Source organism: Altererythrobacter sp. C41, from assembly GCF_016803135.1.
Lineage (GTDB): Bacteria > Pseudomonadota > Alphaproteobacteria > Sphingomonadales > Sphingomonadaceae > Pelagerythrobacter.
Map to the genome: position 1 here is coordinate 344,823 of NZ_JAEVFE010000003.1, position 12,776 is coordinate 357,598.

11 protein-coding genes, 1 tRNA gene and 1 riboswitch are annotated in these 12,776 nt (G+C 66.4%); of the genes, 6 read left to right on the plus strand and 6 right to left on the minus strand.

Translation table 11 applies throughout. The features are described 5' to 3' along the window. Positions 1 to 19 precede the first annotated feature (19 nt). A riboswitch (cobalamin riboswitch) is annotated at positions 20 to 223 on the plus strand. A 107-nt stretch (positions 224 to 330) separates the two neighbouring features. Further along, positions 331 to 1,116, plus strand: a complete 786-nt coding sequence (locus tag JNO53_RS08620) for an acyl-CoA thioesterase (protein ID WP_203109679.1) — start codon at positions 331 to 333, stop codon at positions 1,114 to 1,116. On the opposite strand, the gene JNO53_RS08625 is transcribed toward JNO53_RS08620, so the two are convergent. Both JNO53_RS08625 and JNO53_RS08630 read right to left on the minus strand, forming a co-directional pair. Then, the gene (locus JNO53_RS08625) at positions 1,104 to 2,348 is read right to left on the minus strand and encodes a PepSY-associated TM helix domain-containing protein (protein ID WP_203109681.1); all 1,245 of its coding nucleotides are present in this window, start codon (positions 2,346 to 2,348) and stop codon (positions 1,104 to 1,106) included. The genes JNO53_RS08620 and JNO53_RS08625 overlap by 13 nt on opposite strands. Further along, positions 2,348 to 4,462, minus strand: coding sequence for a TonB-dependent siderophore receptor (locus JNO53_RS08630; RefSeq protein ID WP_203109683.1), 2,115 nt, complete (start codon positions 4,460 to 4,462; stop codon positions 2,348 to 2,350). The genes JNO53_RS08625 and JNO53_RS08630 overlap by 1 nt, the downstream gene beginning before the upstream one ends. Positions 4,463 to 4,687: 225 nt before the next feature. Between JNO53_RS08630 and JNO53_RS08635 the strand changes: the two genes are divergently transcribed. After that, the gene (locus JNO53_RS08635; protein WP_238401743.1) at positions 4,688 to 6,019 is read left to right on the plus strand and encodes a serine hydrolase domain-containing protein; all 1,332 of its coding nucleotides are present in this window, start codon (positions 4,688 to 4,690) and stop codon (positions 6,017 to 6,019) included. Between the two features lie 200 nt (positions 6,020 to 6,219). Here the strand turns inward: JNO53_RS08635 and JNO53_RS08640 are convergent. The 3 genes from JNO53_RS08640 to JNO53_RS08650 form a co-directional block, all read right to left on the minus strand. Continuing rightward, positions 6,220 to 6,295, minus strand: a tRNA-Thr gene (locus JNO53_RS08640). Between the two features lie 56 nt (positions 6,296 to 6,351). Beyond that, entirely contained in the window at positions 6,352 to 7,239 is an 888-nt protein-coding gene (locus JNO53_RS08645) for a hypothetical protein (RefSeq protein ID WP_203109687.1), read from the minus strand. 11 nt (positions 7,240 to 7,250) lie between these two features. Continuing rightward, positions 7,251 to 8,573: a replication-associated recombination protein A gene (locus JNO53_RS08650; protein WP_203109689.1), complete on the minus strand. Its 1,323-nt coding sequence runs from the start codon at positions 8,571 to 8,573 to the stop codon at positions 7,251 to 7,253. A 100-nt stretch (positions 8,574 to 8,673) separates the two neighbouring features. On the opposite strand from JNO53_RS08650, the gene JNO53_RS08655 reads away from it, so the two are divergent. The 3 genes from JNO53_RS08655 to JNO53_RS08665 all read left to right on the plus strand — a co-directional run bounded on the left by JNO53_RS08655 (position 8,674) and on the right by JNO53_RS08665 (position 10,156). Continuing rightward, complete coding sequence (locus JNO53_RS08655) at positions 8,674 to 9,318, plus strand: PadR family transcriptional regulator (RefSeq protein WP_274380869.1); 645 nt, start codon at positions 8,674 to 8,676, stop codon at positions 9,316 to 9,318. Continuing rightward, positions 9,315 to 9,635: a DUF2218 domain-containing protein gene (locus JNO53_RS08660; RefSeq protein WP_203109691.1), complete on the plus strand. Its 321-nt coding sequence runs from the start codon at positions 9,315 to 9,317 to the stop codon at positions 9,633 to 9,635. Before JNO53_RS08655 ends, JNO53_RS08660 begins: the two co-directional genes overlap by 4 nt. 71 nt (positions 9,636 to 9,706) lie before the next feature. Then, on the plus strand, positions 9,707 to 10,156 hold the full coding sequence (locus JNO53_RS08665; RefSeq protein ID WP_203109693.1) for a hypothetical protein: 450 nt from the start codon (positions 9,707 to 9,709) through the stop codon (positions 10,154 to 10,156). Position 10,157: 1 nt separating this feature from the next. Here JNO53_RS08665 and JNO53_RS08670 read toward each other — a convergent pair whose 3' ends face one another. Beyond that, complete coding sequence (locus JNO53_RS08670) at positions 10,158 to 11,309, minus strand: glycosyltransferase family 4 protein (RefSeq protein ID WP_203109695.1); 1,152 nt, start codon at positions 11,307 to 11,309, stop codon at positions 10,158 to 10,160. A gap of 177 nt (positions 11,310 to 11,486) precedes the next feature. Here JNO53_RS08670 and JNO53_RS08675 point away from each other — a divergent pair, with 177 nt between their 5' ends. Continuing rightward, a complete protein-coding gene (locus JNO53_RS08675) occupies positions 11,487 to 12,653 on the plus strand; it encodes a phosphoserine transaminase (protein ID WP_203109697.1) in 1,167 nt (388 codons plus the stop codon). Positions 12,654 to 12,776: the final 123 nt, after the last annotated feature.

A 12,776-nucleotide genomic window follows, 5' to 3' on the forward strand; every position in this document is an offset into this window, starting at 1 on the left:
ACCCGCCACTGAAGAGCTCCGAAGAAGCGCAGGTCGAGGTTCTCCGCGCCGGCCCGCCGGCCCGGAGCTAAGACGGGAAGCCGGTGCGATGCCGGCGCTGCCCCCGCAACTGTAAGCGGCAAGCAGACAGTCGAGACGTGTCACTGGCGGACATCCGCCGGGAAGGCCGGACTGCCTGCGGTGACCCGCGAGCCAGGAGACCTGCCTCCGACTCGATAACGTCCACCGGCGGGGTGCCCGGTCTGGTCGCTTGCATGGCGCGCGGCTAGGCTTCCCGCAGCGTCCGGCGTGCGTGCCCGGCTGGTCCCCCGTCCTCATCGGGGTTCACGCATGACAAAGATTCAAGATCCAAGCGCGAGGGTAGGACAGGCGGTCCAGCTCATTGACATGGTCTTCCCGGGTGACGCCAATCACCATGGCACCTTGTTCGGCGGCATCGCCCTCGCGCACATGGACAAAGTCGCGTTCCTGGCGGCGTCGCGGCACGGCCGTGCGCCTTTCGTCACTGCCTCGTCCGAGAAGATCGACTTCGCCGCGCCCGCGTTCGCAGGCGAAATGGTAGAGGTCACCGGGCGGGTGGTGCGGGTCGGCACGAGCTCGCTCGAGGTGGAGGTGGAACTGGTCGCGGAAGTGCCGGTGTCAGGGGAGCGGCGCCTGTGTACGCGCGGGTGCTTCACACTGGTGGCGCGGAAGGGCCCTGACACGCTGCTGCCGCTGCCGCCATTGGTCCTTGACCCGACTTCGAAGGCGGAGGGCGTGCTGCGGCTCGCCGAGATGGTCTTTCCGGGCCAGACCAATCACTACGGCACGCTGTATGGCGGCGATGCGCTGCGGATGATGGGGAAGGCCGCTTTCATCGCCGCGACCCGGCGCGCACGGGCGGTGCTGGTCATGGCGTCCTCCGAGCGGATCGACTTCAGCGCACCGATCGGTGAAGGCGACATGGTCGAACTGGTGGCGGAGGTGACGAAGACCGGTCGCAGTTCGGTCGACGTCACGGTCGAACTATGGTCCGAGGCTCTATTGAGCGGCGCACGGCGACATGCCGCGACCGCGCGCTTCACACTGGTGGCCGTCGACGAGCAGGGGAAGCCCAAAGCCATTCAGCTCGCCTGAGTCGCCAAGGACGGAAGGAGCAGGAGGGCGGTGGCGATCAGGGCCGCGCAGACCCAGCGCCAGCGCCCCATCCCCTGCCATAGACCGGAAAAGCTGCGCCCGATGCGGATCGCCCGCTCCCGCTCGCGCGCGATCCGCAGCGAATAGATGGCCGCACCGGAGAGGGAGAGCCCTGTCATCGCCAGTCCGAACAGGAACCACGGCACTTTCGTCCAGTAGCCGCCGAAAGTGCCGAAATGCAGCGGGTCGGCCATCTCGCCGATCCGCTGGTGCAGGTTCATGTCGCGCCCGTCGGTGGTCAACAGGACTTCGGCGGTGCGGGTGTCGACCCAGACGGCATTGGCGCGCGGTCGGACAAGGACCGCCTCGTAATCGCCGTGCAGCTGGAGTAGCGGATTATCGTCGCTCGGCAGGATCACGCGTTGCACTTGCAGGTCGGGATAGGCGGCGCTTGCCGCCTCGAACGACGCGGAAAGACCGCCGATGCCGGCCGGCACCGCAGGTAGAGTCTCGCGCGCCACGCGCGGCGCGGCCGGCGCATCGAGGCCCAGGCTCTCGGCGAAATACCATACGCTGGTGAGTGAGATCAGCGCGACAAACCACAGCGACCAAACCCCCGCAAGCCGGTGGAAGTCGCCCCACCAGGTCCGCGCATCTCGGCGCCGCAGCGGCTTGGCAAAGCCGCGCCACCACTTCTTGTAGACCACGAACGAGGTGACGAGGCTTATCAGCAGGAGGAATGCGAGCGACGAGACGATCGGCACGCCGTACCTCACCGGCAGATTAAGGTGCCGGTGCATGTTGCGCAGCACGCGCTGCGCGCCGACCCATGGGCCTTCTCCCTGGATCACGCCCGTGGTCGGATGCGCATGGAGGAACCCAAGCGAGCCATCGGCGCGCTCGATCGTCACTTTGGCCGCGAAGGCGGACGTCGTCGGCGCATCGATTGCGCTCGCTTTCGCCACGCCGGGATAGGCGGCGGCATTTCGCGCGATGCTCGCCCAGGCGACGGGCCCCTCGACGCTCGATAGGGTAACGCGCAAACTCGGCTGCAGCAACCAATCTATCTCGTGGCTCATCACCGCCAATGTGCCCGTGAAGAGCACGAAGGTCATGAACAGGCTCAGTTTTAGGCCGACCCACTGGTGAACGGCCCACCAGGCGCGCGCGGCCTTCGGCGCGGGCTTCGCGCGGACCGGGCTCCCGCCGTCCATCCCGCGCACCATATCCATCAGAAGCGGTAGCCGACTTCGAGGAAGACCGACCGCGGCTCGCCCGGAAAATGGCCGGTGCGCGAGATGAATCCCGACGCAGCGTAGGTCCTGTCGAACAGGTTATCGACGCGCAGCATCGCCCGGATCGGCCCGGTCTCGTAGATGAGCGACGCATCGAAGGTCATGTAGGCGTTGACCGGTTGCCCATCGATGCTGAGCCGATCGGAGACGTAGTCGCCTCCGAGCGCCGCGGCGAGCCCGAGCGCAGGAAACTGATAGCGCGTCCAGAAGCCGAGTTGGTGCTCTGGCGCATTGGCGAAGCGGTCGCCGACGTTGTTGGAGAACCCGCCGCCCCCATTGTCCCCGGTGATCCGTGTGTCGTTATAGGCGTAGGCGAGCGTGACGACCCAATTTGGCGTGACATCCGCTGCAACGTCGACATCGATGCCCTTGCTGGTGATCTCGCCGAGCGCGATCAGATCGTCGACCCCGTCGCCGCCTATATCGCCGCGCGGGTCGGCCTGCAGAATGTTCGTCCGCCGGATGCGATAGACCGACAGCGATGACTGAATGCGTCCTCCCGCCAAAGCCGTCTTGATCCCGCCTTCGACGATGTCGCCTGAGGTTGGCGCGAACGGACCGCCGGCGAGCGGATTCTGCGAGCTGGCGCCCTGCGGCTCGAAGCTGGTCGCGTACTGGCCGAAGGCGGAGATCTCGTCGGTCAGGCGGTAGACCGCGCCTGCGCGGTAAGTGGTCTCCTCGTCCTCGAACACGATGCCGTCGGCGTTGTCGGAGAAACTGTCGCGCCGGACCCCGCCAACCAGGATCAGCCGGCCGATCGTAAGCTCGTCGAGAAGATAGAAGCCGGTCCGCTCGGCATCGGTCAGGGTGACGGTGAACGGCCCCTGATTGTAAGTGGCAGGGTCGGACATGCCGTATTCGGGATCGAACAGGCTCAGCGGCCCAGGAAGACCCGCGGTCGGCCGCTCGCCGCCGCGCAGCGAGCGGCCCTGGAAGTGCTGGTCGGAGATGAAGTGGTCGAAGCCGGCCAGTACGCGGTTGCGGATTGACGGCGCAAGCTCGGCGGCCCAGACTGCATTCGCGCCGAAAGACCAGGTCTCCTGCTCGCGCCGCTGGTCGCGGAATTCGCGGATCGTGGCATCGATCACACCGTCCCCGTCGGAATCGAACAGCCCGCGCGGTTCGTGGTAATTCTGGACCTCGACCGCTTTGTTGTAACGGACCGTGCCGTCGAGCGTGAGGCCCGCCAGCGGCTCGGCTTCCAACCGAGCCTGGAGAACGTCGGATTTCAGGTTGAGGAAATCGGTCGGTTCGTTGTGGTTCCAGCGGCGACTGGCCAGGAACTCGCCGTTGTCATCGACGGGTACGCCGCGCAGCCGATTGGCATCGAGTTCCTGATCGTAGCGTGTGGCCTGGATATCGAGCCGGACGGGGCCGGGATCGAACGACACGCCGCCATCGGCGACAAGGGTGCGCGAAGCGGCGTTGTAGCGAAACGTGCCGCGGTCTTCGTAGAAGAGCCCTCCGCGTGCAGCGAAGCCTCTGCCGAGCGGCGCGTTGAGTTCGGCCGACCCGCCCCAACGGTCCTCCGTTCCAGCGATCGCCTTGATCTCGCCGGTCAAGGCGTCAGCCTGGGCCTTCTTCGTGATATAGTTGAACAGACCACCCGGCGCGCCGGGCCCGTAGAGCATTCCGGCCGGACCCTTGAGGAACTCGACCCGTTCGATGTTGAAAAGGTGCGGCACGGAAAAGCCCGCATAGGGATCGCCGCGCAACCCGTCGTAGAATATCTCCTCCTGCCGAAAGCCGCGCGCGGTCACGCCGGCATAGCTGAAGAAGCTGACGCCCGAGATGTTGCGATAGAGATCCTGCGCATCCCTGGCGCCCTGATCCTCGATCAACTGCTCTGAGATGGTCGTGATGACCAGGCTCGATTCCAGGGGCGGCGTTGCCATCTTGCCCGAGGTGGTCTCGTCGACGCGATAGAGCTTTTGCGCGCGGCCGGTGACGATGATCACGCCGCCAGCGTCGGCTCCCTGTTCGGCCTCTCCTATCTGCTCGTTTGGAACATCTTGCGCCAGCAATGGAGCGGACAGGAAGCTGCCCGCCAAGAAAACCAGCTTTAGACGGCGCGCAACATGCCCGAACACACGACCTCCCTTTATTTGCGAATCGATCGCAAAGGCCTCTAGTGAGATAGCTATTGCGAAGCAATCTCATAATAAGAGGGTATCGTTGTCTGTGTCCGGGCCGAGGCAAGTTGCCTCCAAGAATCGACGACGGGCCTTGGTGACGTGGTCCACTTGACCACGTCAGCACAATTCTCGCAGGACGGCATGTACTCGGAGGAAAGGGAGGAACGGATGAATCGGATAACGGTGAGGGTTGTCTCCGGACTGTTGGTCTCCACGGCCTTGCTCGGCGGCATCGGCGCTGCACAGGCACAAACACAGGCGCCCGTCGGGATCGTGGAAGCGCCGGCGGTATCCACGATCTCCGCCGAGCGGCTCGGCCGCTTGCGCACGCAATTGCAGCGCTATGTCGACGAGGGCAGGCTGGCCGGCGCGGTGGTGATAATCCAGCAAGACGGCAAGCCCGTCTTTTCGGAAGCAGTGGGATGGCGCGACAAGGAAGCGCGCGATCCGATGCGGGAGGACACGATCTTCCGCATCGCCTCCCAGACCAAGGCGCTGACAAGCGTCGCTGTGATGATGCTGATGGAAGAAGGCAAGCTGCTGCTCGGCGATCCGGTCGGCAAGCATCTGCCCGAATGGAACAAGACGACCGTTGCCGTGGCCGCACCGGAGGGCGGTTACGAGACCGTTCCCGCCGATCGGCCAATCACGATCCGGGATCTGCTAACCCATACGGCCGGCATCTCCTATGGCGGGGGCCCCGCGGAAGACGCATGGCGCGATGCAGGCCTGTCCGGCTGGTACTTTGCCAACCGCAGCGAGCCAGTATCGAGCGCCGTCGCCCGAATGGCATCGCTCCCCATGGCAGCGCAGCCCGGGGAGAGGTTTGTCTATGGCTACAACACCGACATTCTGGGCGTGATCGTCGAAAAGCTCAGCGGCAAGTCGCTGCAGGAATTCCTCGACGAGCGCCTGATCAAGCCGCTCGGCATGAAGGACACCTCCTTCTATCTGCCGCGTGAGAAGGCCGACCGGCTCGCCGTCGTCTACGAAGGCGAGGAGGGCGGCTTGAGGCGCGCGCCGGATGCGGATGCGTGGACGGGCGGCGGCCATTTCGGCCAGGGACATTATCTGGACGGTCCTCGCATAGCCTATTCCGGTGGTGCGGGCCTGCTGTCGACTGCGGCCGACTATAGCCGCTTTCTGGAGATGCTGCGGCGCGGCGGCGAACTCGACGGGCGGCGCTACCTGAGCCACAAGACGGTAGAGCTGATGGTGTCGGATCATCTCGGGACGATCGAATATACCCCCGGCATGGGCTTCGGGCTCGGCTTCTCCATCCGCCAGGATCTGGGGGCGGCAGGCGAGCCAGGGTCCGAAGGCGAGTTCGGCTGGGGCGGTGCCTACCACAGCCAGTATTGGGTCGACCCCGAGGAAAGACTAACGGTCACCTACATGACGCAGCTGCTGCCGGCTGGAGATATCGACGACCACGGCAAGCTGCGAGCGCTGATCTATCAGGCAATCGACTGACGACCACCACTGTCGTCTTGCGCTGCGGTGCAGGGTGCGTCAAAGCCTACCCTTGATAGTAGTACGAGAGGGGAAGAGGCCGCGAGCATCGTCCGTTTTCCAAGGCGTTGCTCTTGGCTTCGCTTTGCGAATAGCGATGTCTGTCAGCGCTTGGGGGCCATGCCCCCGTTGGGTTGGCCCCCATAGAGCCTCTGAAGGGCTGGTGCCGGCTGCAGGAATCGAACCCGCGACCTGATGATTACAAATCAACTGCTCTACCAACTGAGCTAAGCCGGCTCCGCTGCCGCCCAAATCGCAAAGCGACCGGGCGATGCAAGCGGGGGCCCTTTGCTTCAAAGTGCGCCGAAGGTCCAGCCCTCGGTGCGCGCGATTTCGGGGGTGAGGCCGCGGGGGCGCCAGCGGAGGGGGTCGTCTGCCACTTTGCGCAGCCAGGCGGCGGCGAGAAGAGCGTCGGAACGGTGATCGTCGATCGCGCCATCGCCGGCGGCCGGCGGAGAGTCGAGCGCTGCAAGCGCGCGGCTGAGATCCGCGATCGTACGGATCTTGCTTCGCGACGCTGAGCGCTGCGCCTCGAGCGCGGCAAGCGAGGTGTAGATCTCGACCAGCACGGAGCCGGCCACGGGCAGGGGATCGATCGGCCAGACGGGGAGTGTGCCCCGCAGCCGGTGAAGCACGCGCATGCCGGTGAGGCTCGACTTGCCCACCTGCGCCGCGCCGATAAGATTGAAGTTCGAGTAAGGTTTACATCCTTGTGCCGCCTGCGCGTGCTCGGTGACCCGGAAGCGGCCACGACCGTGTGCGGCGCCGTCGCAGCGGAACCGCTCGCCCTCACGTCCGCCGTGGCGACGGAAGTAGGCGCTGAAGTCCGGGTGATCGACGAAGGATGAGGCGCCGAGATGCGGGTCTCCGGCGCAGATCTCGTCGACCATTGCCCAGAGGCTCCGCGCGTCGGGAGGTGAGTTCGGGAGATCGGGGAAGAACGCTCCGCAATCGGCGAAGGGAAGGGACATGCCGAGATCGAGCCCGACGAGCGTATCGGGCGGCAGGTCTTCGCACAGCAGGGCCAAGACATCCTCGCGCGACCAGGCGCGGCTGCGCTCGATCAGCACCGGCGGTCCGCCCGCCGCATCGGCGAGCGCAAGCGCGATCCCCCGGTGTCGCTCGCCCGCAGCGCCGGACCAGTCGACGGCGAGGAAATGGGAAAAGCGGGGAGGGCTCACGGACGCGCGCCTCACTCGCCGCGAAGTTCCCGCCGCCGCTTGTCCCACCATTCCATGCGCTTGAGGACCTCGCGCTCGAATCCGCGCTCGGCCGGGGCGTAGTAAGTCTGCGGTTCCATCTCCTCGGGCCAGTAGTTCGCGCCGGAGAAGGCGTCCTCCGTGTCGTGATCGTAGGCGTAGCCTTTGCCGTAGCCGATGTCCTTCATCAGCTTGGTGGGGGCGTTGAGGATGTTCTGCGGCGGCATCAGGCTGCCGGTCTCCTTCGCGCTGCGCCATGCGGTCCGCTGCGCGCGATAGGCGGCATCGGACTTCGGCGCGGTCGCGCAGTAGAGGCACGCCTGCACGATCGCGAGTTCGCCTTCCGGGCTGCCGAGAAAGTCGTAGGCATCCTTCGCCGCGAGGCACTGGATCAGCGCCTGCGGGTCCGCAAGGCCGATGTCCTCGCTGGCGAAGCGGACCAGACGGCGCAGGACGTAGAGCGGCTCCTCCCCCGCGGTCAGCATGCGCGCGAGATAGTAGAGCGCCGCCTGCGGGTCGGAGCCGCGCAGGCTTTTGTGCAAGGCGCTAATGAGGTTGTAATGCCCCTCGCGGTCCTTGTCGTAGACCGCCACCCGGCGCTGGAGGAAGCTGCCGAGCTCGGCGGGGCCGAGCGGCTCCTCGATCTTCGCGGCGTAGAGCGTTTCGACCTGGTTGAGCAGGAAGCGCCCGTCGCCGTCGGCGCTCGCGACCAGCGCGCCCCGCGCCTCCGCGGTCAGAGGGAGCGATCCCTCGAGCTCCTCCGCACGCTCGAGCAGCTTCTCGAGTGCGGCCGCGTCGAGCCGGTGGAGGATCAGCACCTGCGCGCGGGAGAGCAGCGCGGCATTGAGCTCGAAGCTCGGGTTCTCGGTGGTCGCGCCCACCAGGGTCACCGTACCGCGCTCCACGAACGGGAGAAAGCCGTCCTGCTGCGCGCGGTTGAAGCGGTGAATCTCGTCCACGAACAGCAGCGTGCGCTGACCGGCTTCGGCGGCCTTGTCCGCTGCGGCGAAGGCTTTCTTGAGATCGGCGACCCCGGAGAAGACGGCGCTCACCGCCTCGAACCGCATGCCCACTGCGGCTGCGAGCAGACGCGCGATGCTGGTCTTGCCGGTGCCGGGCGGGCCCCAGAGGATCATGCTGGACAGGCGCCCCGCGGCGACCATGCGGCCGATCGCGCCCTCCGGTCCGGTGAGGTGCTCCTGTCCCACGACCTCCTCCAGCGTGCGCGGGCGCAGACGATCGGCCAGCGGTGCGTCGGCGCGCGGCTCGGGCGGCGGGGTGCCTTCGGGCAGGGTGTCGGGGAAGAGATCGGCCATCAGCCAGGCAGATAGGAAATCGCACGCCTCGCCGCGAGAGGTTCTTGAAATTCGATAGCTCCAAGATATATCGTGAAGCATCAAGAAAGGATCTGTGAAAATGCGACACATGAATCATCACGCGGGCCGCGGCTGGAAACGTGGCGGACGGCATTGGGCCGCGGCGTTCGGAACGGACGGTCCGTTCGGGCCCGAGGGGCCTTTCGGCCCGGGAGGGCCATTCGGCGAGCACGGCCCCTTCGGTCCGCGCGGGCCGTTCGGCGGCGGCGGGCGAGGGCATCGGCGGGGGCGGATGTTCGGCCATGGCGAGCTGCGCCTCGCCCTGCTGAAGTTGCTCGCGGACGAACCGCGCCATGGCTATGAACTGATCAAGGCGATCGAGGAACTGACCGGCGGCGCCTATGCGCCTAGCCCCGGTGCGGTCTATCCGACGCTCCAGCTTCTCGCCGACGAAGGCATGATCGAGGAACGCGGCGACGACAGCCCGCGCAAGGCCTTCGCCGCAACCGAGGCGGGCCGGGCCGAACTGGCCGAGAAGGCGGACGAAGTCGAAGCGCTGTTCGAGCGGCTCTCCGCGCACGGCGAGCGCGAACACCGCGGGCGCTCTCCGCATCTGTGGCGAGCGATGGGAAATCTCGCGAACGTGCTCAAGCATCGGGCACGGGCGGGCAAGCTCGACGAGGAGACGATCGACAGCATCGTCGATATGATCGACGAGATGGCAAAGCGGATCGAACGGCTATGAGCGTATCCACTAGTGCATCGGTGCCGACCGGAAACGGGTCGCGCTACCTCCAGCAGCTCTGCAAGCACTGGTCGCACAACCTCGCGGTCGAATATTCGGCCGAGGAGGGGCGCGTCACCTTCCCGGCGCAAGGTCGCAGCGGGAACTGGGCGGGGGACGCCACGCTGTACATGAAGGCCTCGCCCGAGACGCTGGAATGCCGGATCGATGGGAGCGAACCGGGGCAGCTCGAAGTGCTCAAGCGGGTCGTCGCCGAGCACCTCGACCGCTTCGCCTTTCGCGAGGCGCCGCTGACCTTCGACTGGCGTGACGACTGACCCCGCTGGCGCACCGGTGGCGGGAATGGTATTCTCGCCGCCGGGTCGCCCGGAGAGGGGGTTCGAAGATGGTGGAAGCTGCCAATAAGACGCCGTGGCACCTGTGGGTGATCGGCGCGCTCGCCACGTTGTGGAACGCGTTCGGTGCGAACGACTATACGCAGACGCAGATGGGCAACCGCGGCTATTTCGAGATGATGGGTTTCGACGCGGCCACGACCGAAGCCGCGCTCGCCTTCTTTGCCGGCGCTCCGGCCTGGGCGGACGCGGCCTGGGCGCTGGGCGTCTGGGGCGGGCTCGCCGGTTCGATCCTCCTGCTCCTGCGCAGCCGCTGGGCGATCGCCGGTTTCGTGGCGTCGCTGCTCGGCCTCCTCGGGTCGACGCTCTACCAGACGCAGATCGAGTTCCCGCCGGAGCTCGCCGAGATGAACAGCCCGGCGATGTTCGCCGTCATCTGGGCCGTCGCGCTATTGCTGCTGTGGTACGCCTGGACCATGCGCAAGCGCGGCGTGTTGCGCTGAACTAGCGGCCGCGCTTCGCCTCGACCAGGCGGAGATAGGTGTCCGCCACCGTCTGGTTGATCGCGTCCCAACTGAAATCCTTGCTGCGCGCCTCGCCCGCCGAGCCGTGGCGCGCGCGTAATGTTGCGTCGGTGCAGTAGGGCGCGATCGCCTCCGCGAATGCCACCGGGCAGCCGGGCGGGACGAGGGTGCCCGTCTCCCCGTCGCGCACGAGGCTGGCGCTTCCTGTCGCTCCGGCGGCCACGACCGGCAGACCGCAGGCCATCGCCTCCAGCGTGACGTTGCCGAAGGTCTCGGTGATCGACGGATTGAAGAACACGTCCCCGCTGGCGAGTGCGCGGCCGAGGTCGGCGCCGGTCTGGAACCCGGCGAAGATGCCGCCCGGCAGCGCCCTCTCGAACCAGCAGCGGGCGGGGCCGTCGCCGATGACCAGCACCTTGTGCGGCACCTGCCGCTTGCGCAGTTCGACGATCGTGTCGGCGAAGATGTCGAGACCCTTCTCCATCACCAGCCGCCCGAGGAAGACCACGGCCACGTCGTCGTCGCCTATGCCGAGCGAGCGGCGCCAGGCGAGGTCGCGTTTGGCGGAAGCGAAGACCGTGCGGTCGACCCCGCGCGTCCACAGCGAGATATCGCGGTTCATGCCCTGCTCGCGCAGGGTCTCGATCATGCTTTGCGAAGGCGCGACCAGAGCATCGCAGCGATTGTAGTAGCGCCGGATGAGCGCTTCGAGCCCAGGCTCGATGAACTTCAGGCCATAGTAACGAGGGTAGGTCTCGAACCGCGTATGCACCGATGCGAGCACCGGAACGTTCCGCTCGCGCGCCCAGCGGAGCGCGGCGTGCCCGGCCAGATCGGGCGAGGACGTGTGGACGATGTTGGGTGCGAAACGCGCGAGGTCCGCTTGGTTCTCTTGCGAAAGGCCGAGCGGGAAGCGGTACTCGGACCGTCCGGGTATCGCCACGCTCGGCACGCCGACGAGGTCACCCACCGGAGGAAACGCCGGTTCCGGCACCATCGGCGCATAGACGCGGACGGCGGCGCCCTTGCCCAACAGATAGCCGACCAGACGGTTCAACGCCTGATTCGCACCGTCGCGCACGTAATTGTAGTTGCCGCTGAACAGGGCGATGCGAAGGTCTGCGGTCTCCATGGCCGGGCAAGCCCATAGGGCGATGTCGCGCGCTTGGCGAGAGGCGGCGCAATGGAAATGTCGCGCGATCGGGGGATGCAATCCTATGCGCGCTTGACTTGTTGCGGCGCAACATTATTGCCGCGCGTGGGCCACGCGGTCCCAACGCCGCGCGTGCTCTCTGCAAGGAGAGAATACATGACTGACCTTACGCCTCCGGCCCTCAAGCCGGCGCGCCCCTTTTTCTCGTCCGGTCCCACGGCAAAGTTCCCGGGCTGGTCCCTCGACAAGCTGAAGACCGATTCGCTGGGGCGCTCGCACCGTTCCGCGCTCGGCAAGTCGCGCCTGAAGTACGCGATCGACCTCAGCCGCGAACTGCTCGGCGTGCCCGACGACTATCTCGTCGGCATCATGCCCGGTTCGGATACCGGCGCGCTCGAATGCGCGATGTGGACGATGCTGGGCGCGCGGCCGGCGACGGTGGCGGCGTGGGAGAGCTTCGGCAACGTCTGGATTCAGGACGCCGCCAAGCAGCTCAAGCTCAAGAACCTGACGACGCTGGATGCCGATTACGGCGAGATTCCCGATCTCGCCTCGATCCCGCAGGACAACGACGTCGTCTTCACCTGGAACGGCACCACCAGCGGCGCGAAGATTGCGAACACCGACTGGCTCGCCCCGGGGCGCGAAGGCGTGACGATCAACGACGCGACCAGCGCCGTCTTCGCGATGGAGATGGACTGGCCGAAGCTCGATGCCACCACCTATTCGTGGCAGAAGGTCATGGGTTCCGAGGCGCAGCACGGCATGCTGATCCTCAGCCCCAAGGCGGTCGAGCGGATCGAGAGCTACGATCCCGAATGGCCGCTGCCAAAGCTGTTCCGGCTCAAGAAGGGCGGCAAGATCAACCGCGGCATCTTCGAAGGCGCGACGATCAACACGCCCTCGATGCTGGCGACCGAGGACTATATCGCCGCGCTCGAATGGGCCAAGGCGATCGGCGGGCGCAAGGCGCTGTTCGAGCGGGCCGATGCCAACGCGAAGATCGTCTACGACTGGATCGAGGCGACGCCGTGGCTGCGCAACATGGTCGCCGACCCGGCCAAGCGCACCAACACCGGCGTGTGCTTCGTCTTCCAGGGCGACTGGTACGACAGCCTCTCGCCCGAAGAGCAGGCCGACGTGCCGAAGAAGATCGTCAAGAAGCTCGAAGGGCTCGACGTAGCCTACGACTTCAACGGCTATCGCGACGCGCCGCCGTCCCTGCGCATCTGGTGCGGCGCCACCGTCGAGCAGGAGGACATCAAGCGCCTGCTGCCGTGGATCGAGTGGGCCTACGAGAGCCTGAAGAACGGCGAGCTTTGAGCTAAAAGCCCTCTCCCCTTCAGGGGAGAGGGTTGGGAGAGGGGAAGTCCCACTCCATTCCGCAACTTATTCAAGGGCCGGGCGACGAGTGGGGGGGGCCCCCCCCCCCCCCCCCCCCCCCCC

Bases quoted from the DNA above. Each gene is read 5' to 3' on its own strand.
- JNO53_RS08620 (WP_203109679.1), top strand. From the start codon at position 331: ATGACAAAGATTCAAGATCCAAGCGCGAGGGTAGGACAGGCGGTCCAG.
- JNO53_RS08625 (WP_203109681.1), bottom strand. From the start codon at position 2,348: ATGGATATGGTGCGCGGGATGGACGGCGGGAGCCCGGTCCGCGCGAAG.
- JNO53_RS08635 (WP_238401743.1), top strand. From the start codon at position 4,688: ATGTACTCGGAGGAAAGGGAGGAACGGATGAATCGGATAACGGTGAGG.
- JNO53_RS08650 (WP_203109689.1), bottom strand. From the start codon at position 8,573: ATGGCCGATCTCTTCCCCGACACCCTGCCCGAAGGCACCCCGCCGCCC.
- JNO53_RS08655 (WP_274380869.1), top strand. From the start codon at position 8,674: ATGCGACACATGAATCATCACGCGGGCCGCGGCTGGAAACGTGGCGGA.
- JNO53_RS08660 (WP_203109691.1), top strand. From the start codon at position 9,315: ATGAGCGTATCCACTAGTGCATCGGTGCCGACCGGAAACGGGTCGCGC.
- JNO53_RS08670 (WP_203109695.1), bottom strand. From the start codon at position 11,309: ATGGAGACCGCAGACCTTCGCATCGCCCTGTTCAGCGGCAACTACAAT.
- JNO53_RS08675 (WP_203109697.1), top strand. From the start codon at position 11,487: ATGACTGACCTTACGCCTCCGGCCCTCAAGCCGGCGCGCCCCTTTTTC.